General features: G+C 65.7%; 19 protein-coding genes. 16 read left to right on the forward strand and 3 right to left on the reverse strand.

All coding sequences use genetic code 11. From position 1 onward, the window contains the following. The first annotated feature begins 44 nt into the window (after nucleotides 1–44). The 16 genes from FIU91_RS05600 to FIU91_RS05675 all read left to right on the forward strand — a co-directional run bounded on the left by FIU91_RS05600 (nucleotide 45) and on the right by FIU91_RS05675 (nucleotide 17559). Nucleotides 45–1007, forward strand: a complete 963-nt coding sequence (locus FIU91_RS05600) for an ester cyclase (RefSeq protein WP_152461766.1) — start codon at nucleotides 45–47, stop codon at nucleotides 1005–1007. 86 nt (nucleotides 1008–1093) lie between these two features. Continuing rightward, entirely contained in the window at nucleotides 1094–1621 is a 528-nt protein-coding gene (locus FIU91_RS05605) for a redoxin domain-containing protein (RefSeq protein ID WP_152461767.1), read from the forward strand. 132 nt (nucleotides 1622–1753) lie between these two features. Continuing rightward, a complete protein-coding gene (gene ftsW, locus FIU91_RS05610) occupies nucleotides 1754–2920 on the forward strand; it encodes a putative lipid II flippase FtsW (protein WP_152461768.1) in 1167 nt (388 codons plus the stop codon). A 33-nt stretch (nucleotides 2921–2953) separates the two neighbouring features. Further along, nucleotides 2954–4057 (forward strand): UDP-N-acetylglucosamine--N-acetylmuramyl-(pentapeptide) pyrophosphoryl-undecaprenol N-acetylglucosamine transferase, encoded by a 1104-nt coding sequence (locus FIU91_RS05615; RefSeq protein WP_152461769.1) that lies wholly within the window; start codon nucleotides 2954–2956, stop codon nucleotides 4055–4057. Nucleotides 4058–4061: 4 nt separating this feature from the next. Next, nucleotides 4062–5465: a UDP-N-acetylmuramate--L-alanine ligase gene (murC, locus tag FIU91_RS05620; protein WP_093010153.1), complete on the forward strand. Its 1404-nt coding sequence runs from the start codon at nucleotides 4062–4064 to the stop codon at nucleotides 5463–5465. A gap of 3 nt (nucleotides 5466–5468) precedes the next feature. Further along, a complete protein-coding gene (locus FIU91_RS05625; RefSeq protein WP_152461770.1) occupies nucleotides 5469–5723 on the forward strand; it encodes a DUF2484 family protein in 255 nt (84 codons plus the stop codon). Continuing rightward, nucleotides 5720–5974 (forward strand): DUF2484 family protein, encoded by a 255-nt coding sequence (locus tag FIU91_RS05630; RefSeq protein ID WP_152461771.1) that lies wholly within the window; start codon nucleotides 5720–5722, stop codon nucleotides 5972–5974. The genes FIU91_RS05625 and FIU91_RS05630 overlap by 4 nt, the downstream gene beginning before the upstream one ends. Nucleotides 5975–6029: 55 nt before the next feature. Next, a complete protein-coding gene (gene murB / locus FIU91_RS05635; RefSeq protein WP_152461772.1) occupies nucleotides 6030–6950 on the forward strand; it encodes a UDP-N-acetylmuramate dehydrogenase in 921 nt (306 codons plus the stop codon). Between the two features lie 95 nt (nucleotides 6951–7045). Then, nucleotides 7046–7957 carry a D-alanine--D-alanine ligase gene (locus FIU91_RS05640; protein WP_172974946.1) on the forward strand — a complete coding sequence of 304 codons (912 nt, stop codon included), beginning with the start codon at nucleotides 7046–7048 and terminating at the stop codon, nucleotides 7955–7957. Continuing rightward, on the forward strand, nucleotides 7945–8811 hold the full coding sequence (locus FIU91_RS05645; RefSeq protein ID WP_093010148.1) for a cell division protein FtsQ/DivIB: 867 nt from the start codon (nucleotides 7945–7947) through the stop codon (nucleotides 8809–8811). Before FIU91_RS05640 ends, FIU91_RS05645 begins: the two co-directional genes overlap by 13 nt. Before the next feature lie 4 nt (nucleotides 8812–8815). Further along, nucleotides 8816–10150, forward strand: a complete 1335-nt coding sequence (gene ftsA, locus FIU91_RS05650) for a cell division protein FtsA (RefSeq protein ID WP_093010147.1) — start codon at nucleotides 8816–8818, stop codon at nucleotides 10148–10150. A 173-nt stretch (nucleotides 10151–10323) separates the two neighbouring features. After that, the gene (gene ftsZ / locus FIU91_RS05655) at nucleotides 10324–11973 is read left to right on the forward strand and encodes a cell division protein FtsZ (RefSeq protein WP_093010146.1); all 1650 of its coding nucleotides are present in this window, start codon (nucleotides 10324–10326) and stop codon (nucleotides 11971–11973) included. 231 nt (nucleotides 11974–12204) lie between these two features. Then, nucleotides 12205–13125 carry a UDP-3-O-acyl-N-acetylglucosamine deacetylase gene (gene lpxC, locus FIU91_RS05660; protein ID WP_152461773.1) on the forward strand — a complete coding sequence of 307 codons (921 nt, stop codon included), beginning with the start codon at nucleotides 12205–12207 and terminating at the stop codon, nucleotides 13123–13125. A gap of 120 nt (nucleotides 13126–13245) precedes the next feature. Beyond that, nucleotides 13246–14127: an outer membrane protein assembly factor BamD gene (locus tag FIU91_RS05665; RefSeq protein ID WP_254702050.1), complete on the forward strand. Its 882-nt coding sequence runs from the start codon at nucleotides 13246–13248 to the stop codon at nucleotides 14125–14127. Between the two features lie 30 nt (nucleotides 14128–14157). Then, entirely contained in the window at nucleotides 14158–15804 is a 1647-nt protein-coding gene (gene recN / locus FIU91_RS05670; protein WP_152461774.1) for a DNA repair protein RecN, read from the forward strand. Nucleotides 15805–15945: 141 nt separating this feature from the next. After that, a complete protein-coding gene (locus FIU91_RS05675) occupies nucleotides 15946–17559 on the forward strand; it encodes a chloride channel protein (protein ID WP_172974947.1) in 1614 nt (537 codons plus the stop codon). 13 nt (nucleotides 17560–17572) lie between these two features. Here the strand turns inward: FIU91_RS05675 and FIU91_RS05680 are convergent, their stop codons facing one another. The 3 genes from FIU91_RS05680 to cobT form a co-directional block, all read right to left on the reverse strand. Further along, on the reverse strand, nucleotides 17573–17917 hold the full coding sequence (locus FIU91_RS05680; RefSeq protein ID WP_152461776.1) for a DUF427 domain-containing protein: 345 nt from the start codon (nucleotides 17915–17917) through the stop codon (nucleotides 17573–17575). Between the two features lie 86 nt (nucleotides 17918–18003). Further along, nucleotides 18004–19797: an aminopeptidase P family protein gene (locus FIU91_RS05685; RefSeq protein ID WP_152461777.1), complete on the reverse strand. Its 1794-nt coding sequence runs from the start codon at nucleotides 19795–19797 to the stop codon at nucleotides 18004–18006. Nucleotides 19798–19813: 16 nt separating this feature from the next. Then, nucleotides 19814–21691: a cobaltochelatase subunit CobT gene (gene cobT, locus FIU91_RS05690; protein WP_152461778.1), complete on the reverse strand. Its 1878-nt coding sequence runs from the start codon at nucleotides 21689–21691 to the stop codon at nucleotides 19814–19816. Nucleotides 21692–21775 lie beyond the last annotated feature (84 nt).

Raw genomic sequence — 21775 nt, forward strand, 5'->3', positions numbered from 1 at the left:
CACGCGCGCATAGCTTTGCGACAGGCAAGGCAAGAGGGCGCGCGGTGAAGGACTGGACGGCAGGGCAAGGCGATCTCGCGGACACGCTTCGGCGCATCGTTCCGGGTATTTGGGGCGCCGCGGATTTCGGGGCACTCTACGAGACGCATCTGCATCGGGACGCCATCTTTCGCGGGGCTGATCACGTTCTGCAGGGCCGCGTGGCCATCGCGACCGCGGCATTGCAGCCCATCGCGTCCTTTCCCGGCCGACGCCTCATCGTGGAAGATAGCGCTGCGGCTGCCGCGCCGGGCGGCACCGAGGTCGGGGCGGTGCGCCTCATCGCCGACGGACACTATGCCGGGCAGGGCCTGTTCGGACCGACTGCCGCGCGACCCGTACGCTACCGCGTCCTGATGGAGGCTGCCTCGAAAGGCGGGCGCATCGGGGAAATCTGGCGTCTGCGCGACAGCGAAGCGGTCTTTGCCGCGCTGGGCCTCGATCCCGAAACATGGGCGGCGGCGCGTCTCGGCTGGGATGACCGCGACACCGCGCCGTTCCGTCCGGCCATCGACGAGCCAGGTGCCTATACCGGGCGGGGGCCGGACGATGGCTGGGCCCAGGCTTGGGCGGATCTTCTCGACCGCGCGATGGAAGGGGATTTCGGTCTCTTCGCCATGCAAGTCGATCCCGGTGCCGAGATCGTGCTGCCGGGCGCGCGACAGACCTTTGGTCCCGAGGGCACGCGCGAGTTCTGGCTCGGCCTGCGCGCGGCCTTTCCCTCGGCGCGTTTCGAGGTGCAGCACCGCTTCGGATCGGAATGTCCGCTTCTGTCACCGCGCGCCTATCTGCGCTGGTCCCTCGCCGGTCGGCATGACGGGCCCGGCCTTTTCGGTGCGCCGAGCGGGGCCGAGGTCCATATCATGGGCATGAGTCAGGCTGAGTTCGGCCCGGAAGGTCTTCGGCGGGAATGGAGCCTCATCGACACCGGCGCGATCTGGATGCAGATCAAGGCGCAGACCGGATAGGCCGGCGCACATGGCCTGTGCCGGAACCGAAAGGGGCCCCAGGGCGCTTCAGCGTGAAATGGACACAACTACGCAGGAGCCATCCCATGTCCCGTATCACCCCCGGAACCCCGCTTCCCGAGATCCGCGTCGCCATGCTCGCGGGCGAAGACCGCACGCTCGGCGTGCCCGCGAACGGTCATGATTGGCAGCTGATCGTCGTCTATCGTGGCCTGCACTGCCCGATTTGCAAATCCTACCTCAAGGAGCTCGACGAGCTCTCCCCGCGCTTCGAGGAACTTGGCCTGGACGTCATCGCGATCTCTGCCGACAGCGCCATGCAGGCGCGGGCCTTCGCGGACGAGACGGGCGTCTCGGTTCCGCTCGGGCACGGCTTGAACGTGGGCGATATGGAGGCGCTGGGCCTCTACGTCTCCGATCCGCGCAGCCCCGAGGAGACGGATCACCCCTTCGCCGAGCCCGCGCTCTTCGTGGTGAACGGTGATGGCCAACTGCAGATCGTCGATATCTCGAACGCGCCCTTCGCGCGTCCCGACCTTCAGAAACTCGCGAAGGGCATCGGCTTCATCCGCGAAAAGGATTACCCGATCCGCGGCACGCGCAAGGCCGCCTGACGGTCAACTTTACGGGCGGGCGCTTCGCCGTGACCCTTTAATATAACTGGCGCAACCGCCCGAATTTGTCTAAGCTTCTCATCGAGACCCGGAAAACCGGGCGTTTGAGGCAGAAATTCGGGCGGTTTTTCCATGACCGAGATGGTATATGGCACGGTACCGGTGCGCGACAGCGAGCCGATCCTGCCGAAATGGTGGCGGACGATCGACAAGTGGTCGCTGTCCTGCATACTGATCCTGTTCGCGATCGGCATCCTTCTGGGCCTTGCCGCGTCTCCGCCTCTGGCAGAGCGCAACGGGTTCGCACCCTTCCACTACGTCCAGCGGCAGGCGGTCTTCGGCGGAGCGGCGCTGATCGCGATGTTCGCGACCTCGCTGATGGCACCGTCCACGATCCGGCGTCTCGCGGTGGTGGGCTTTGTCCTTTCCTTCATCGCGCTGGCGCTGCTGCCGTTCTTCGGAACGGATTTCGGCAAAGGCGCGATGCGCTGGTACAGCCTCGGTTTCGCGAGCCTCCAGCCGTCCGAGTTCCTCAAGCCGACATTCATGATCGCAGCGGCGTGGCTCATCGCGGCAAGCCAGGAGATCGGCGGGCCTCCGGGGAGGGCCTGGTCCTTCGCGCTGGCGCTGGCGATCGTGCTCATGCTCGCCATGCAGCCAGATTTCGGACAGGCGTGCCTTGTCCTTTTCGGCTGGGGCGTGATGTATTTCGTCGGCGGCGCGCCGATGGTGCTGCTGCTCACCCTGGCAGGGCTGGTGATCCTTGCGGGGACTGTCGCCTACAACAATTCGGAGCACTTCGCGCGCCGGATCGACGGTTTCCTGAGCCCGGAGATCGACCCCACGACGCAGATCGGCTACGCGACGAATGCTATCCAGGAGGGCGGCTTCTTCGGGGTCGGCGTCGGCGAGGGGCAGGTGAAATGGTCGCTGCCCGACGCGCATACCGACTTCATCATCGCCGTCGCCGCCGAGGAATATGGCCTCGTCCTTGTTCTCCTGATTATCTGCCTTTATGCGCTCGTCGTCGTCCGGTCGCTGGCGCGGCTGATGAAGGAGCGCGATCCCTTTATCCGGCTCGCCGGGACGGGGCTGTCCTGCATGTTCGGCGTGCAGGCGATGATCAACATGGGCGTGGCGGTGCGTCTTCTGCCGGCGAAGGGCATGACGCTGCCTTTCGTGAGCTACGGCGGCTCCTCGCTGATCGCGATGGGGATCGCCGTGGGGATGCTTCTCGCCTTCACCCGAACCCGGCCGCAGGGCGAGATCGGCGATATCCTGCGAGGCCGGTTGCGCTAGTCCGGAAACCCGGACCTTGGAAGGAGCGAGGAAATGAGCAAGGCGGATCGACCCCTTCTCGTGATCGCGGCAGGCGGCACAGGCGGGCACATGTTCCCCGCCCAGAGCCTCGCCGAAGTCATGCTCCGGCGCGGCTGGCGCGTGAAGCTCTCCACCGACGCGCGGGGCGCGCGCTATACCGGCGGCTTTCCCCATTCGGTCGAGATCGAGGAAGTCTCTTCGGCAACTTTCGCGCGGGGCGGGATCGCCTCCAAGGCGCTCGTGCCGTTCCGCGTCTCGGGCGGCGTCATGGCGCAGGCCGCAAGGATGATGCGTGACCGGCCGAGCGTGGTGGTCGGATTTGGCGGCTATCCCTCGATCCCGGCGCTCGGTGCCGCGACGCTTCTGCGTCTGCCGCGCATGATCCACGAACAGAACGGCGTTCTCGGACGGGTGAACGAGCTTTTCGCCAAGCGCGTCAATGCTGTCGCCTGCGGGACCTGGCCGACCGAGCTGCCCGACGGCGTCGAGGGCATCCACACGGGCAATCCGGTGCGTATGGCCGTCTACGAGCGGCAGGGCGCGGGCTATATCCCGCCCGGCGATTACCCGATGTCGCTGCTTGTGATCGGCGGCAGCCAGGGCGCGCGCGTTCTGTCGGATGTAGTGCCGCCCGCCATCGCGGAGCTGCCGATGGACATGCTGGCGCATCTTCGGATCAGCCACCAGGCCCGTGACGAGGACGGTGCGCGCGTGGCGGAATTCTATGCTGAGAACGGCATCGATGCCGAGGTGCAGCCCTTCTTCCATGACATTCCCGCCCGGATGAGCGAAGCGCAGCTGGTGATCTCGCGCTCGGGCGCGTCCTCGGTCGCGGATCTGAGCGTGATCGGCCGGCCCGCGATCCTCGTGCCGTTCGCCGCGGCGACGGGCGATCATCAGACCGCCAATGCGCGCGGCCTCACCGAGGCAGGCGCGGCGATCCGCATCCCCGAAAGCAAGCTCACCGTCGAGGCCATGCGCGACGCGATCCTGAGCGTGCTTCAGAATTCTCAAGGCGCCGCGCAGATGGCGCAGGCGGCGCTCAGCGTCAGCAAGCCCGACGCCGCCGAAGAACTCGCCCAGCTCGTCGAAGAGCTGGCAGACAAGGACAGGTAATTCCATGAACGCAGCCGCCGCCACGAAACTGCCGACCGATGTCGGGCCGATCCATTTCACCGGGATCGGCGGGATCGGCATGTCGGGGATCGCGGAAGTTCTTCTGAACCTGGGCTATTCCGTGCAGGGCTCGGACCTCAAGCGGTCGAAGATCACCGACCGGCTCGAAAGTCTCGGCGCGCGGATCTTCGAGGGGCAGAGCGCGGAGAACCTGAACGATGCCGAGGTCGTGGTGATTTCCTCGGCGATCAAGCCGGGCAATCCCGAGCTCGACGCCGCGCGCCTTGCGGGCCTGCCCGTCGTGCGCCGTGCCGAGATGCTGGCCGAGCTGATGCGCCTCAAGTCGAATATCGCCGTGGCTGGAACGCATGGCAAGACGACGACGACGACGCTCGTCGCCGAGCTTCTGGTCGCGGGCGGCATCGACCCCACGGTCATCAATGGCGGTATCATCCATGCGTATGGCTCGAACGCCCGGATGGGGCAGGGCGAGTGGATGGTGGTCGAAGCCGACGAGAGCGACGGCACCTTCAATCGCCTACCCGCGACCATCGCCATCGTCACCAATATCGACCCCGAGCATATGGAGCATTGGGGCGATTTCGACCGGCTGAAACAGGGGTTCACGGATTTCGTCTCGAACATCCCGTTCTACGGGCTCGCGGTCTGCTGCACCGATCACGAAGAGGTCCAGCGCCTTGTCGGCCGGATCACCGACCGGCGCGTCGTGACCTACGGGTTCAACACGCAAGCCGATGTGCGCGCGGTGAACCTGCGTTACGAGGCGGGCATCGCCCAGTTCGACATCGCGCTTCAGGCCGAAGGGCTGACGATCGAAGGGTGCTCCCTGCCGATGCCCGGCGATCATAACGTCTCGAACGCGCTCTCTGCGGTCGCGGTGGCGCGCCATCTCGGCATGAAGACCGAAGAGATCCGCGCCGCGCTCGCGTCCTTCGGCGGGGTCAACCGCCGTTTCACCCGCGTCGGCGAGGTTGGCGGCGTGACGATCATCGACGATTACGGCCATCATCCGGTAGAGATACAGGCGGTGCTGAAGGCCGCACGGCAAGCGACAACGGGACGCGTGATCGCTGTCCATCAGCCGCACCGCTATTCGCGACTCTCCAGCCTCTTCGACGATTTCTGCGGGTGCTTCAACGATGCCGATGTCGTCGCCATCGCTGATGTCTACGCCGCTGGCGAAGACCCGATCCCCGGTGCGTCGCGCGATGATCTCGTGGCGGGGTTGATCCGGCACGGGCACCGCAACGCGCAAGGCATCACGAGCGAGGACGATCTTGCCGATCTCGTTCGCGCCCATGCCGGTCCCGGCGACATGGTGGTCTGCCTTGGCGCGGGCACGATCAGCGCATGGGCCAACGGCTTGCCAAAACGGCTTGGAGGCTAGGGGATGGCCCCGGCGCTCCTCGCCCTTTGCGTCTGGGTGCTGGTCGCGGCCGTGACCGCCTTCCTGCCGATGCGGCGGCAATATGTGCCGGGGATTGCGCTCCTGATCGCCGCGCCGGCTCTGATGATCTGGATCGGCCTTTCGGTCGGCTGGGTCTGGGCCGCGCTCGGCACGGCGGCGTTCCTGTCGATGTTCCGAAATCCGCTGCGCTACTTCTGGGCTCGCGCCCGGGGAGAAAGACCGGAGATCCCGAAATGACGACCTCCCTGATCCTCGCGCTCATTTGGGCGCTGACGGCGAATATTCTCGCGATGATCCCCTCTCGCGACAACCACTGGACCCGCGCCTACCTGCTGATCGCGGCCGGCATCCCGCTTCTGGGCTATGTCACCTACGAAAACGGGCCCTGGATTGGCCTTTTCGCCCTCGCGGCGGGCGCAAGCGTCCTGCGCTGGCCGGTGCGGTATCTTCTGCGTTGGGTCCGGGGGCGGTTCGGCGCTGGCGCATGAGGGGGGGGCAAGGCCCCCCTTGCTCTTTGCCCCACATATCCTGCATGAGCGCCCCATGACCGACCTTCCCACACCGAGGGGCAAGCTGACCCCGAACCGGCCGCTTTCAGACCTCACCTGGCTGCGCGTCGGCGGGCCTGCGGATTGGTTTTTCCAGCCGGCCGACCGCGAGGATCTTGCGGACTTCCTGCGTGATCTCGATCCGGGCGTGCCTGTCTTCCCGATGGGCGTCGGCTCGAACCTCATCGTTCGAGACGGAGGGCTCCGCGCGGTCGTGATCCGGCTCGGGCGCGGGTTCAACGGCACGGAGATCGAGGGAACCCGTGTGCGTGCGGGTGCGGGCGCGCTCGATGCGCAGGTCGCCAAGAAAGCCGCTGCGGCGGGCGTCGACCTGACCTTCCTGCGCACTATTCCCGGCGCGATCGGTGGAGCGGTGCGGATGAATGCGGGCTGCTACGGCTCCTACGTCGCCGATCACCTGATCGAGGTCACGGCGGTGACGCGGGATGGAAAGGTCGTGACGATCCCCAAGGACGATCTCGACCTGCAATACCGCCAGAGCGCGCTGCCCGAAGGCTGGGTGATCGTCGAGGCGTTGTTCGAAGGCGCGGCGGGCGATCCCGAGGCGCTTGAGGCCAAGATGGCCGACCAGCTTGCCAGGCGCGACGCGAGCCAGCCGACGAAAGAGCGCACCGCGGGCTCCACTTTCCGCAACCCGGCGGGATTCTCCTCGACCGGCAAGGCGGATGACATCCAGGATCTGAAGGCCTGGAAGGTCATCGACGATGCGGGCATGCGTGGCGCACGGCTCGGCGGCGCGCAGATGAGCGAGAAGCATTCGAACTTCCTGTTAAACACGGGCGATGCCACCGCGGCGGACCTCGAAAGACTCGGAGAAGATGTACGAAAAAAGGTTTTCCAAAACAGCGGAATAGAGCTAGTATGGGAAATCATGCGCGTGGGCGATCCCGCGTAGCCTGACAGAGGGCGCAAAGCCCCGCAAAAGACGCAACGCCAGGCAGGTTGCGACACAAAAATGGGGCAAAGCCCCGACAAAGAGGCAGTTTCGGGATGTCGAGCAGGACAACCCCGAAAGTGGCGGTGATCATGGGCGGGCCCTCGTCAGAGCGCGAGGTTTCACTCAGTTCCGGCAGGGAATGCGCCGCCGCTTTGCGGACAGAGGGATTCGAGGTGGTCGAAGTCGATGCGGGCTCCGACCTCGTTTCACGTCTGGCCGAGATTTCCCCCGATGTCGTCTTCAACGCCCTCCACGGTCGATGGGGCGAGGATGGCTGCGTGCAGGGTCTGCTGGAATGGCAGGGCTGGGCCTACACCCATTCGGGCGTCCTGTCCTCGGCTCTCGCGATGGACAAGGAGCGCACCAAGGACGTGTACCGTGCCGCCGGTTTGCCGGTCGCCGAAAGTATTCTGGTGACGACCGACGCGGTCGCCAAGAGCCATGTCATGCCGCCTCCTTACGTGGTGAAGCCCTATAACGAGGGCTCGTCGGTCGGGATCTACCTCGTGCATGAGGGTGACGCGCCGCCGGTGGTGGCAAGCGACATGTCGACCCTCGTCATGGTCGAAGCCTTCATTCCCGGCCGCGAGCTGACCACGACCGTCATGGGCGACCGCGCCCTCGGCGTGACCGAGATCGTCACCGACGGCTGGTACGATTACGACGCGAAATACGCCCCCGGCGGCTCGCGCCACGTTTGCCCCGCCGAGCTTCCCGAAGAGATTACGGTCGCCTGCCTCGACTACGCGCTCCGCGCTCATGAGGCACTGGGCTGCCGGGGCGTCACCCGCACGGATTTCCGCTGGGACGAGGCGCTGGGGCTCGACGGTCTCAAGCTTCTCGAGACGAACACCCAGCCCGGCATGACCCCGACGTCGCTGTCGCCCGAACACGCCGCTCTGATCGGCATGAGCTTCGGCCAGTTCTGCGCGTGGATGGTGGAGGACGCCTCATGTCTCAGATGACAAGGTTCGATCCGGCGCCGTCGCGACTGAAGTATCGCATCGACCGCATGATGCTGACACCGGTCTACCGGCTGCTTTTGCGGATCGGTCTGCCCTTCGCGCTGACCTTCGGCGCGGCGACGTGGTGGTTCTCGGTCGAAGGTAACCGCGAGGCGGTGCTGCTCGCTATCTCCGATGCCCGCGCGGCGGTGGAGCAGCGGCCCGAATTCATGGTCAAGCTCATGGCCATCGACGGCGCGTCAGACGGCGTGGCGGAAGACATTCGCGAGATCGTGCCGCTGGATTTCCCGGTCAGCTCATTCGATCTCGAGCTTGACACGATGCGGGAGGCGATCACCGGGCTCGACGCGGTGAAGAACGCGACCCTCTTCGTGCGCCAGGGCGGCATCCTTCAGATCGACGTGATCGAGCGCGAGCCCGTGGTCCTCTGGCGCAATCCCAAAGGGCTGGAACTGCTCGACCGCGACGGCGTGATGACAGGCCCGGTGGAACGGCGCGCCGACCATCCGAATTTGCCGGTGATCGCGGGGACAGGCGCGGATGTGCATGTGCGCCAAGCGCTTCGGCTTCTCTCCGCGGCGGGGCCTCTCGGCGACCGGATCCGCGGTCTGGAGCGGATCGGCGAGCGGCGCTGGGATGTCGTGCTTGACCGTGGTCAGCGCATCCTGCTGCCGGAAGATGGCCCTGTCCGTGCGTTGGAACGGGCGATCGCGATGGACCAGGCGGTGGACATGCTGGGACGCGATGTCGTTGCAGTCGACCTGCGGCTCGCTGAGCGGCCGACGATACGGCTCAGCCAATACGCGCTGGAGGAACTCCGGCGGATCAGAGAAATTGAGGTAGGGGACAGATAAGACCATGATCGAGCTGTATGAATCCCAGCGAGCAATGCGGAACATGCGCCGGGCCGCGATGCAGCGAGGCGTCATCGCGATCCTCGATGTCGGCTCGTCCAAGATCGCCTGCCTGATCCTGCGCTTCGATGGCACCGAGCGGGATTTCGACAGCGACGGCATCGGATCTCTCGCCGGGCAGTCGGGCTTCCGGGTGATCGGCGCGGCGACAACGCGCTCGCGCGGGGTGCGCTTCGGCGAGATCGCCTCGATGGGCGAAACCGAGCGTGCGATCCGGACCGCGGTGCAGGCCGCACAGAAGATGGCGCAGATCCGGGTCGATCACGTGATCGCCTGCCTTTCGGGGGCCGACCCGCGCTCCTACGGCCTGGCGGGGCAGGTGGAACTCGAGGGCACCCAAGTCAGCGAGCAGGATGTCGCACGGGTTCTGTCCGCATGCGATGTGCCCGATTTCGGCGACGGACGCGAAGTTCTGCACGCCCAGCCCGTGAACTTCGCGCTCGATCATCGCTCGGGCCTCTCCGACCCACGCGGGCAGATCGGCCAGGAACTTGCGACCGACATGCATATGTTGACCGTCGACGCGATGGCGATCCAGAACCTCGCTCATTGCGTGAAGCGCTGCGACCTGGAGCTCGCGGGCCTGGCGTCTTCGGCTTATACGAGCGGGATCTCGGCACTTGTCGAGGATGAGCAAGAGCTCGGCGCGGCCTGCATCGACATGGGCGGCGGCTCGACCGGGATCTCGGTCTTCATGAAGAAACACATGATCTACGCCGATGCGGTTCGCATGGGCGGCGATCACGTCACCTCCGACATTTCGATGGGCCTGCAGGTTCCGATGGCGACCGCGGAGCGGATCAAGACGTTCTACGGTGGCGTGGTGGCGACCGGTATGGACGACCGCGAGATGATCGAAATCGGCGGGGAGACCGGCGATTGGGAACATGACAGGCGCACGGTCAGCCGCGCCGAACTCATCGGCATCATGCGACCGCGCGTCGAAGAGATCCTCGAGGAGGCGCGCGTGCGCCTCGACGTGGCGGGCTTTGATCATCTGCCTTCCCAGCAGATCGTGCTGACAGGCGCTGGCAGCCAGATCCCCGGTCTTGACGGGCTCGCGTCCAAGATCCTCGGCCAACAGGTGCGCCTCGGCCGCCCGATGCGGGTGCATGGCCTGCCGCAGGCCGCGACCGGCCCCGGCTTCTCGAGCGCGGTGGGTCTCTGCCTCTTCGCCGCGCATCCCCAGGATGAATGGTGGGACTTCGAAATCCCGGTGGAGCGACTGCCCGCGCGGTCTTTCCAGCGGGCCGTGAAATGGTTCCGGGATAACTGGTGAACGCAAGATGTCGCGAAATCGGCGAAATACCGCAGATGGAAGAGCATTTTCTTCCATATTTGGTGTGATTTTCGTGTTTTTCGCGTGACGAAAGCCGCTGCCATCGATAATACTTGGGAGAAATAGGCGAAAAAGGGCTGGAAATCGGCCCACAACAAGCAGGCGGATTAGCGATGACTCTGAACCTTACCGTGCCCGGGCACGACGAGCTCAAGCCGCGCATCACCGTGTTCGGTGTGGGCGGTGCAGGCGGGAACGCTGTAAACAACATGATCGACAAGTCGCTGGATGGCTGCGACTTCGTGGTGGCGAACACCGATGCCCAAGCCCTCAGCCAGAGCCGGGCGCAGGCCACGATCCAGCTCGGTGTGAAGGTGACCGAAGGTCTCGGTGCAGGGGCGCGTGCCACCGTGGGCGCGGCTGCCGCCGAAGAGAGCATAGAGCAGATCGTCGATCATCTCGCGGGCGCGCATATGTGCTTCATCACCGCCGGCATGGGCGGCGGCACGGGCACCGGCGCGGCTCCGATCATCGCTCAGGCAGCGCGTGAACTTGGCGTTCTAACCGTCGGTGTCGTCACGAAACCTTTCCAGTTCGAGGGCGGCAAGCGGATGCGCCAGGCCGAGGACGGCGTCGAGGCGCTGCAGAAGGTCGTCGACACGCTGATCATCATCCCGAACCAGAACCTCTTCCGCCTCGCCAATGAGCGCACGACCTTCACCGAGGCCTTCTCGATGGCCGACGATGTGCTCTACCAGGGCGTGAAGGGCGTGACCGACCTGATGGTCCGTCCGGGCCTCATCAACCTCGACTTCGCGGACGTGCGCGCCGTGATGGACGAGATGGGCAAGGCCATGATGGGAACCGGCGAGGCAGATGGCGAGGATCGCGCGATCCAGGCCGCGGAGAAGGCCATCGCGAACCCGCTTCTCGACGAGATCAGCCTGCGCGGTGCCAAGGGCGTGCTCATCAACATCACTGGCGGTCACGATCTGACGCTGTTCGAGCTCGACGAAGCCGCGAACCGCATCCGCGAAGAAGTCGACCCGGACGCGAACATCATCGTCGGCTCGACACTCGACGATAACCTCGAGGGCGTGATGCGCGTCAGCGTTGTCGCCACCGGCATCGACGTGACCGAGGTCGCCGAGACCCCGGTGCCGCGCCGCAAGCTCTCCGAGCCGCTGAAGCAGGCCGTCGAGGTCGAGGAAAGCGCACCTGCCGCCGCACCGGCTCCGGCCGCGGCGCCCGCCGCAGCGCGCGTCTCGCACGACACCTACGAGGACGAAGAGCCCTCGCTGTTCTCTGATTTCGACAGCCAGAGCGCTGCCGCAGAGGACGAGATGGAGCATGTCTTCGAAGAGCAGCCCGCCGCCCGTCAGGACGATGACGGTCTGCCGCCGCCGGCCTACCAGCCGCGTGTCGCAGAGTTCCAGCCGCAGGCGGACGCGGTCGAGCAGAACCCCGAAGCCTATGTCGCGCCCCGCTCCGGAGAGCCGGGACGCCCGTCGCCCGACACGCTGGCCCGCCTTCAGGCCGCCGCCAACCGCGCGCGCTCCGAAGCGCCGGCCGGCCGCCAAGCCACGCGTCAGCCGCAGGCGGCACCGCAGCAGCGCGGCGCCGAGGCTGACCGCCCGCGCTTCGGGATCAATTCGCTCATCAACCGCATGACCGGGCACCCCTCCGAAGGGCAGGCCGCACCCGCGCGTCGCACCCAGCCGCCGGTCCAGGCGCGCCAGCCCGATCCGGTCGTCGACCACGACGAAGAAGAGGATCAGGATCGCATCGAGATCCCGGCATTTCTCCGTCGCCAGGCGAATTAAGGCCAAAAATCACTCACGACGAGCTGAAATGCCCTCGGTTTTGCGGGGGCATTTTTCTATTATAAACAGGTATTTGCCAGGTTTAGGCGGTGCTTCGCCCAAGTGTTACAGCCGATGTTTCAGTCGGTTGTAATACTTGATTTGAGCGCGCGGACCACGGTCGTTAACTGATCACTCAAAGGACGGAGTGTCTCTATTCCGCCCAGATCCATCGACCGAAGGTACGACCTCTTGCAGACCACGCTCAAAGCTCCGGTAACGTTCGAAGGCCACGGCTTGCATTCCGGCCGTCCGGCCCGCGTGACCGTGCGTCCGGCCGTGGCCGAGCACGGCATCTGGTTCAAGCGCGTCGATGTGATGGTTGGCGACAACCTGATCCCCGCCCTCTGGGACGCGGCGGAGCGGACGCCGCTCTGCACGCGTATCGTGAACGCGGCGGGCGTGTCGGTCTCCACGATCGAACACCTGATGGCCGCGTTGGCCGGAACGGGTATCCACAACGCGATGATCGAGATCGATGGCCCCGAGGTTCCGATCCTCGACGGCAGCGCCGCGCCCTTCGTCAAGACATTCCTTGCGCGCGGTCTTCGCACGCTGAACGCGCCGGTGCGCGCGATCGAGGTTCTGAAGCCCGTCATGGTCGAAACCGGGGCAGGCTGGGCCATGCTGGAGCCGGGCCGTTTGCCCTCGATGGCGTTCTCCATCGATTTCGAAGATGCCGCCATCGGCACGCAGAGCAAGCGGATCACGCTCGCCAACGGCAGCTTCGTGCGTGAGCTGTGTGACAGCCGCACCTTCTGCCGCCAACGCGATGTCGAAGCGATGCAGGCGCAGGGCCTCGCCTTGGGCGGCACCTACGAGAACGCGGTCGTGGTGGATGGCGACAAGGTTCTGTCTCCGGGCGGTTTGCGCCACGCGGACGAGGCCGTGCGCCACAAGATGCTCGATGCGCTTGGCGATCTCGCGCTCGCAGGCGCGCCGATCCTCGGTCACTATACGGGCGTGCGCGCCGGTCATTCCATGACGAACCTGCTGCTCGAGGCGCTGTTCACGACCGAGGGTGCGTTTCGCATGGTCGTCTGCGACAGCCTCACTCGCGCGGAACTGCCGGGCGCGGGCGTCGTCCTCGATGAGGTCCCGGCGGTCGCGTGAGCGTGTCCGGCGGTGCGATCGGGAAATGCGCGTAAGGCGTTTTGCACCGGAATTTTCTGTGCTAGGACCATCTCTGAACCGGGCGGCACGGCCCAGATCGAGGTGCGAGGGACATCGGGCATGGCAACGGGCGCTTCCATGAAATCGGCAGTGGCAGCAGGCTGTCTTGCATTGACGTTGGCCGGATGCGGAGCTCTTGGAAACCTGAACATCGGCGGCGGTGGTGCCGCGGATGGTCTCGGGCCCGGAGGGCAGCCGCTTGAGAACTTCACGGCAGAGCAGATTTTCGGACGTGGAGAGTTCGAGCTTGATCGCAACCGACCCGATGACGCGGCAACGTATTTCGCGGAAGTCGAGCGGCTCTATCCCTATTCGGATTTCGCCAAGCGCGCGCTGATCATGCAGGCCTTCGCCTTCCACCAGGATCGCGATTACGAGAACAGTCGCTCGGCGGCGCAGCGCTATATCGACTTCTATCCGCTCGATGATGACGCGGCTTACGCGCAGTACCTTCTGGCGCTCAGCTATTACGACCAGATCGAGGAAGTGGGCCGCGACCAGGGGCTGACATTCCAGGCGCTGCAATCCCTGCGGACCGTGATCGAGCGCTACCCCGAGAGCGAATATGCCCGCTCGTCGATCCTGAAATTCGACCTGGCCTTCGATCACCTCGCCGGCAAGGAAATGGAAATCGGGCGCTATTACCTCAAGCGGCAGCACTACGCCGCGGCGGTCAACCGTTTCCGCGTGGTGGTCGAAGACTTCCAGACCACGACCCACACACCCGAGGCGCTGCACCGGCTCGTCGAGGCGTATCTGTCGCTCGGCCTGACCAACGAGGCGCAGACCGCGGGCGCGATCCTCGGCTACAATTACCGCTCGACCGAATGGTACGAGGACAGCTTCGCGCTCCTGACGGGGCAGGGCCTCGAGATGCGGGCGCGCGGCGACAGCTGGCTCGCGCAGATCTATCGCCAGACTGTCAAGGGCGAGTGGTTGTAAGAGCAGCAAGGCTAGCCGATAAGCGTATCCATGCTGCGCGCGCTCGAAATCAGGGACATGCTCATCATCGACCGGCTGGAGCTTGCCTTCCAGCCGGGTCTGAACGTGCTGACCGGGGAGACCGGAGCCGGGAAATCCATCCTTCTCGATGCGCTTGGCTTCGTTCTAGGGTGGCGTGGCCGGGCTGAATTGGTGCGCGCCGGTGCAGAGCAGGGCGAGGTCGTGGCGGAGTTCGAACTTGGCGCCGACCACGCCGCAAGGGCCGTCCTCGAGGAGGCGGGGCTTCCGTCCGAGGACATGCTCATCCTTCGGCGCGTCAACACGAAGGATGGACGCAAGACCGCATGGGTCAATGATCGCCGCTGTTCGGGCGAGGTGCTGCGACAACTCTCGGATACTTTGCTCGAACTTCACGGCCAGCACGATGACCGGGGTCTCTTGAACCCGCGCGGGCACCGGCAGCTTCTCGACCAATATGCCGGGGCTGGCGACGCGCTCGAGGCTGTCCGCAAAGCCTGGCGGGCAAGAGGGCAGGCAGCCAAGGCGCTTGAGCAAGCCGAAGCGGAACTCGCCGAAGTGCGCGCTGAGGAAGACTTCCTGCGCCACGCCGTCGACGAGCTGTCCAAGCTCGCGCCAGAGGCTGGCGAGGAAGAGGCGCTCGATACCGCGCGGCGCCGGATGCAATCGGCCGAGAAGATCCGCGAGGACATCTCGCGCGCGCATCAAGCGCTGAGCGAGGGAGCGGAGGGCGCGATGAGCGACGCGTTGCGTTGGCTCGAAGGCGCGTCGGATCGCGCGGAAGGCGGCGTGGACGCTCCGATCTCGGCGCTCGAACGCGCGATGGTCGAGCTGGGCGAGGCGGTGTCCGGCGTGGAGGCGTGTCTCGACGGATTGAATTTTGACGCCCACGAGCTCGAAGCCACGGAGGAGCGACTATTCGCGATCCGCGCGCTCGCCCGCAAACACCAGGTCGGACCGGACCAGCTGCCCGAGCTTGCCGAGACCTTGGGGGACAGGCTCGCGCGGCTCGACCGGGGCGCGGACGATGTCGAAGCCTTGCGCGCCGCGTTGAGACACGCCGAGGCGGGTTACGATACCGCCGCAGTCGCGCTGTCTGACTTGCGCAAAGGGGCCGCGAGCGGTCTCGATGCCGCGGTCACCGGAGAATTGCAGCCGCTCAAGATGGAGCGCGCGGTCTTCCACACGGAGATCACCGAGGCCGAGCCCGGCCCCGAGGGGCGCGACGCGGTGGCGTTCACCGTCGCAACGAACCCCGGCGCACCGGCGGGCCCGCTCAACAAGATCGCCTCGGGCGGCGAGCTGTCGCGCTTCCTTCTCGCTCTCAAGGTTTGCCTGACCGGCGAAGATGCCAGTCGCACAATGATCTTCGACGAGATCGATCGTGGCGTCGGCGGCGCGACGGCCGATGCGGTGGGCCGCCGTCTCAAGGCGCTGGCAGCGGGCGGGCAGGTGCTTGTCGTGACGCACTCGCCTCAGGTCGCCGCGCTTGGCGCACATCACTGGCAGGTCGCGAAACGCGTGGACGGCGAGGTGACAACCTCCACTGTGACGCCGCTGGACCCAGAGGCCCGAGAGGACGAGATCGCCCGCATGCTGGCGGGAGACACCGTGACGTCCGAGGCGCGGGCCGCGGCACGGGCATTGCTGCACGGCTGAGCGCGACCTGCTTTACCCCAGCGTGCCAAGTGCCTATGAACGCGGCAGAGTTTCCCATGGGACAAGCGGGAGATGCCCGGCGACAGCTCAATCCGGCGCGGTTTTGACTCCTTCTCCGCAAGATGCGGCAAGGGCTGGGACATGTTGCGCCACCGTGGGCCGGGACAGATCCAATTCTGGTTCATCGCGCTTGCGATCGGCATAGCCTCCGGCTTCGCCGCGCTCGTGTTCCGCCTCGCCATTGAATGGCTGCAGACAACGCTCTACGGCACCGAAGATCCGAATACGCTGGCGAGCTTTGCCGAGACGTTGCCTTGGTACTGGATCCTGACGATCCCGATGCTCGGCGGTGCGGCGGTCGGTCTCATCGTGCATTTCTTCACACCCGATGGCCGCGTTCGCAGCGTCGCGGACGTGATCGAGGGCGCGGCGCTCAATGACGGGCGGCTCGAGAAGAAAGCCGGTATCGCCTCGGCGCTGTCCTCCTGGATCACGCTGTCGACGGGCGGCTCGTCGGGCCGGGAAGGGCCGGTCGTGCATATCGCGGCAATGATCGCGAGCTGGGTGTCGAACCTCTTGCGGGTCGATGGCATCACCGGGCGCGATCTTCTGGGATGCGCCGTGGCGGCCGCCGTCTCCGCGAGCTTCAACGCCCCGATCGCCGGGGCACTCTTCGCGCTCGAGGTGGTTCTGCGGCATTTCGCGCTTCACGCTTTCGCGCCCATCGTTGTGGCCAGTGCCGCCGGCACGGTCATCAACCGCCTCGCCTTCGGCGATGTGACGGAGTTCCGCCTGCCGGGCACGACGACGGTGGAATTCTACCTCGAACTGCCCGCCTTCCTGATCCTCGGTCTGGTCTGCGGGCTTGTGGCGGTCGTCACCATGCGGGCGATCTTCGCGGCGGACGATCTCGGCACCGGGCTTCAGCGGCGTCTCGGCTTGCCGCATTTCCTGCGTCCAGCGGTGGCCGGGATCATGCTGGGCGCGTTGGCGATCTTCTATCCGCATATCATCGGCGTCGGGTATGAGACCACGTCCCTGGCGCTGACCGGCAATCTTCTCATGCATGAAGCCATCGTCTTCGCGATCATCAAGGTCGTGGCGTTGTCGATTACGATGGCGGGGCGCATGGGCGGGGGCGTCTTCTCCCCGTCGCTGATGATCGGCGCGCTGACGGGGCTGGCCTTCGGGCTGATCGCGACCGGGATCTTTCCGAACCAATCAGGGGCCTCGACGCTTTATGCGCTGGCGGGCATGGGGGCGGTGACCGCAGCTGTTCTCGGCGCGCCGATCTCCACGACACTCATCGTCTTTGAACTGACCGGCGACTGGCAGACGGGCCTTGCGGTGATGGTGTCCGTGTCGCTGTCCACCGCGCTGGCGGCGCGGCTGGTGGACCGCTCGTTCTTCCTGACCCAGCTCGAGAGGCGGAACGTGCATCTCGCGGCCGGGCCGCAGGCCTATCTTCTCGCGATGTTCAGCGTCACCGGCGTGATGCGCAAGCCGACCGACTTGCACGCGGCGGACGAAGAAAGCTGTCACACGATGATCGGACAGGAGCTCTTCGTCAGCGCAGCTTCGACGCTGGAGACCGCGATGCCGCTTTTCGAGAAATCCGGCGTGGCCTTCCTGCCGGTCATCAAACGCGATGCGGAAACCGATGCGCCCATCCTGCAAGGCGCGCTGTTCCACGTCGACGCGCTCAAGGCCTATAACCGTGCCCTCGCCGCGACCGCGGCCGAAGAGCACAGTTAAAAGTTCTTCGGGCTCAGAGCTGTTCGACCGCGATGCCGTCCTGCACGTGGAAGGCAAGATAGCCCTTGATCTCGGCGACCTCGTCCTTGGGATCCTCGTAGGTCCAGACCGCATCGATATACGTCTGCGATTTCGACATGATCGAGTAGTAATTCGCGACGCCTTTCTTGGGGCAGGTCGTCGTGGTGTCGCTGCGATCTAGGAACGCCATGCCGATATCCTCGCGAGGGAAGTAGATGACGAAGGGATATCCCTCTTCGGTCAGCTCCAGCGCCTTCGAGCTTTCGCCCAGAACCGCACCGCCCGCACGGATCACCCAGGTGCCCTCCGCGGGCCGGATCGTGATATCGTTGGTCATCTCACTTCTCCCTCTGGCAGCGCCTTGTGGCGCACCAAGATCACAGTTTTGTATCAATTAGTCCGCGTAACAAGCGGCTGCGTCGTTCAGATCGGCGCGGTCGCCGCTTCGAGCCAAGCCGCTGTCTCCGGGTCAAGTTCCGGGGCAAGACGAGCGCGGCATGTGGCGTGATAGGCGTCGAGCCAGGCGCGTTCCTCGTGCGTCAGCATCTCCGCCACGATGAGGGCGCGGTCGATCGGCACGTAGGTCAGCGTCTCGAACGAGAGCATCGTCTCTACACTCTGCCCCGGCAGGCGGTCGGCCTCTTGCACAACCACGAGGTTTTCCAGACGGATACCATAGGCGCCCTCGCGATAGAAGCCCGGCTCGTTCGAGAGCATCATGCCCGGCTCGAGCGGCACCGTGCCCGTCTTCGCGAGCCTCTGCGGGCCTTCGTGGACGCTGAGATACGCGCCGATCCCGTGGCCCGTGCCGTGCCCGTAATCAAGCCCCGCTTGCCAGAGCGCATGACGCGCGAACGGATCAAGATCGCGGCCGGCAAGACCCGAGGGCCAGCGCAAGAGCGACACCGCGATGAGTCCCTTGAGGACGCGGGTGAAGTTCTGCCGCTCTTCCTCGCCCGGCGAACCGATCGCAATGGTGCGGGTGATGTCGGTCGTGCCGTCGAAATATTGCCCACCGGAATCGACGAGAAACAGCTCGCCGTCCTTGAGCGGCGCATTCGTCGTCTCGGTCACCCGGTAATGCACGATGGCTCCGTGTGCGCCCGCGCCGGAGATGGTCTCGAAGGAGATGTCGCGCAGCGCATTGCTCTCGCGGCGGAAGCCTTCGAGCTTGCGCGCGACATCGATCTCGGTCAGCCCGCCCGGCGCGGTATCGTCGAGCCAGGCGAGAAAGCGGCACATGGCAAGGCCGTCGCGCTGTTGCGCGGCGCGCGCACCGGCGATTTCGGTCTCGTTCTTGCGCGCCTTGGGCAGCAGGCAAGGATCGGCGCATTCCTTTACTGCGACTTCGGCAGCTTCCAGAGCGTCGGCCACAGCAAGGGGGCAGGTCGCCGGGTCGAGCGTGACCGGGCCTTCGAGCGCCGCAAGGGCAGAAAGGAACTCCTCGGGCGTCGCGATTTCGGCAGCAAGCTTCGTATCGAGATCCTTGAGCTTCACCGGATCCACGAACAGGGTCACACGCGCATTGTCGTGCAGGATCGCGAAGGCATGGGGCACGGGATTGCGGGGGATGTCGCTGCCGCGGATATTGAGAAGCCAGGCGATGCTGTCGGGCTGCGTGAGGATCGCGGCCCGCGCCGGGGCGAGGGTCTTGGCAAGCCGGGTGATCTTTTCGGCAGCGGCCTCGCCGGCAAGCTCCGCTGGCTGCGCGATGATCGGCCCGAGCGGTGGATCGGGCTGATTGTCCCAGATCCTGTCGATGAGGTTGTCGGTACGGACAAGCTCGGCCTCGGGCAGCTTTTCGGATAGGCCGCGTGCCTGGTCGATCGTCACGAGCCAGGGGTCTATCCCGATCTTCGCGCCTTTTGGTGTGTTGGCGGCAATCCAGTCCGCAAGCGAGGTTTCGGGCCAGTCTACCGGAGTGAAGACATCGGCAATCTGAGCGCGGACCTGAACGCGGTAGCGGCCATCGACGAAGACACCCGCTTTGTCTTCCAGCACGACCGCGTGACCCGCCGAGCCGGTGAACCCGGTCAGCCAGGCGAGCCGCGCGTCGCGCTCGGAGACGTATTCGCCCTGGTAGGCATCAGCGCGTGGCACGAGGAAGGCGTCGAGCCCGTCACGCCGCATCTCGGCCCGCAGCGCATCAAGCCGCGGCGGCCCTTGCTCGGGGCGCGTGCTGTCGTCGAAGCTCTGAAAGCCGGTCTGGATCGTCATGGCTTTCCTTTCGGGGTCAGGAGGCGCGGCGCATGCCCATGACGCGGGCCCGCGCCCTGGGATCGCTGTCGAAAAGCGAGGCGAGCTGTTCGGTCATCGCGCCGGCGAGCTGCTCCACATCGGTGATCGTGACGGCGCGGTCATAGTAGCGGGTGACGTCATGGCCGATGCCGATGGCCAGAAGCTCCACCTGCCGCTTGCGCTCGACCATCGCGATCACGTCGCGCAGGTGCTTCTCGAGATAGTTCGCGGGGTTTACCGACAGGGTCGAGTCGTCGACCGGCGCGCCGTCCGAGATCACCATCAGGATGCGCCGCGCCTCGGGTCGGCCCGCGAGCCGCCGATGCGCCCATTCGAGCGCCTCGCCGTCGATATTCTCTTTCAGAAGGCCCTCTTTCATCATGAGGCCAAGGTTGGCGCGCGCCCGCCGCCACGGCGCGTCGGCGCCCTTGTAGATGATGTGACGCAGATCATTGAGGCGACCGGGCTGCTGCTCGCGGCCCGAATTCAACCAGTCCTCGCGGCTCTGCCCGCCCTTCCAGGCGCGCGTCGTGAAGCCCAGTATCTCGACCTTCACGTCGCAGCGTTCGAGCGTGCGGGCCAGGACATCGGCGCAGATCGCCGCGATGGAGATCGGCCGCCCGCGCATCGAGCCGGAATTGTCCAGAAGAAGCGTCACGACCGTGTCGCGGAACTCCATGTCTTTCTCGACCTTGAACGAGAGCGGCGTCGTGGGGTTGGCGACGACGCGCGCAAGACGCCCCGCATCGAGGATGCCCTCCTCGCGGTCGAACTCCCAGGATCGGTTCTGCTGCGCCTGCAGGCGGCGCTGCAGCTTGTTGGCCAGCCGCGAGACCGCGCCCTTCAGCGGGTCGAGCTGCTGGTCGAGATAGGCGCGCAGCCGCTCGAGCTCGGCAGGTTCGGCCAGATCCTCGGCACGGATCTCCTCGTCATGGGCAGATGTGTAGACGCGGTAATTGGGATCGGCGTCCGAGACAGGTTGCGGCGGGGGCGGCTCCATCGGGGCCTCGCCCTCCGGCATCTCGACCTCGTCGGCCTGATCCTGGTCGGCGCTGTCTTCCATCGAGACCTGCGCCTGGCTTGCGTCCTGCGTCTGCTCCTGGCTCTGCTCGGGCGCGGCCTCGGCGTCTTCCTCGCCGTCGTCCTGATCGCCTTCCTGCTGCTCTTCGTCGAGATCCTCGCCGCCCTCGTCGGCTTCGTTCTCGGACTCGTCGTCGAGATCGTCGGGATCGTCACCAAGCTGGTCGCCATAACCCAGATCGGTGATCATCCGGCGGGTGAAGCGAGAGAAATCGGACTGATCGGATAGGCGTTCGGCCAGGCCTTCGAGCGTCTCGCCTGCCTTGTCCTCGATATGGTTGCGCCAGAGTTCCATGACGTTCTGCGCGGCGGGCGGCAGGTCGCGGCCCGTGGCCAGATGCCGGACAAGATAATTCAGCGCCTGCGGCAACGGCACGTCGGAGGCGTCCTTCACCTCCGCATAGCCCTTCCGCCCGGCCTCGTGACCGAGCTTGGCGTCGATATTGACCGCCGTGCCAGGCATGTCGCGCGCGCCCATCGCCTCGCAGCGCGCGCTCTCCATCGCCTCGTAGATCTCGCGGGCCATGTCGCCCTGCGGCGCGTAGCGCGCATGCGTGCCCGCGTCGTGATAGCGGCGATGCAGCGCGAGCGCGTCCGCGGTGCCGCGTGCCAGCATCACCTCGTCCCGACTCATCCGGCGCGAGACCTGCGGCAAGCGCATCTGGTCGCCCGAGACGCCCGAAGGATCGACGCTGTAGCTCACCGACAATTCGGGATCGTGCGCCATGACCTTGGTCGCCTCGGCGAGCGCCTTCTTGAACGGATCTGCCGGGTTGTCGGAGCTTCTGGACATGGGCGGTTTGTCCTTCGTGGGCGCGGGAAAGGCAAGAGGGCGCGGATTGCGCTCCACAAGGTAACTGCCACGGGGCGCGCCGCA

Origin of the sequence: Roseivivax sp. THAF30, from assembly GCF_009363575.1 — a bacterium.
Lineage (GTDB): Bacteria > Pseudomonadota > Alphaproteobacteria > Rhodobacterales > Rhodobacteraceae > Roseivivax > Roseivivax halotolerans.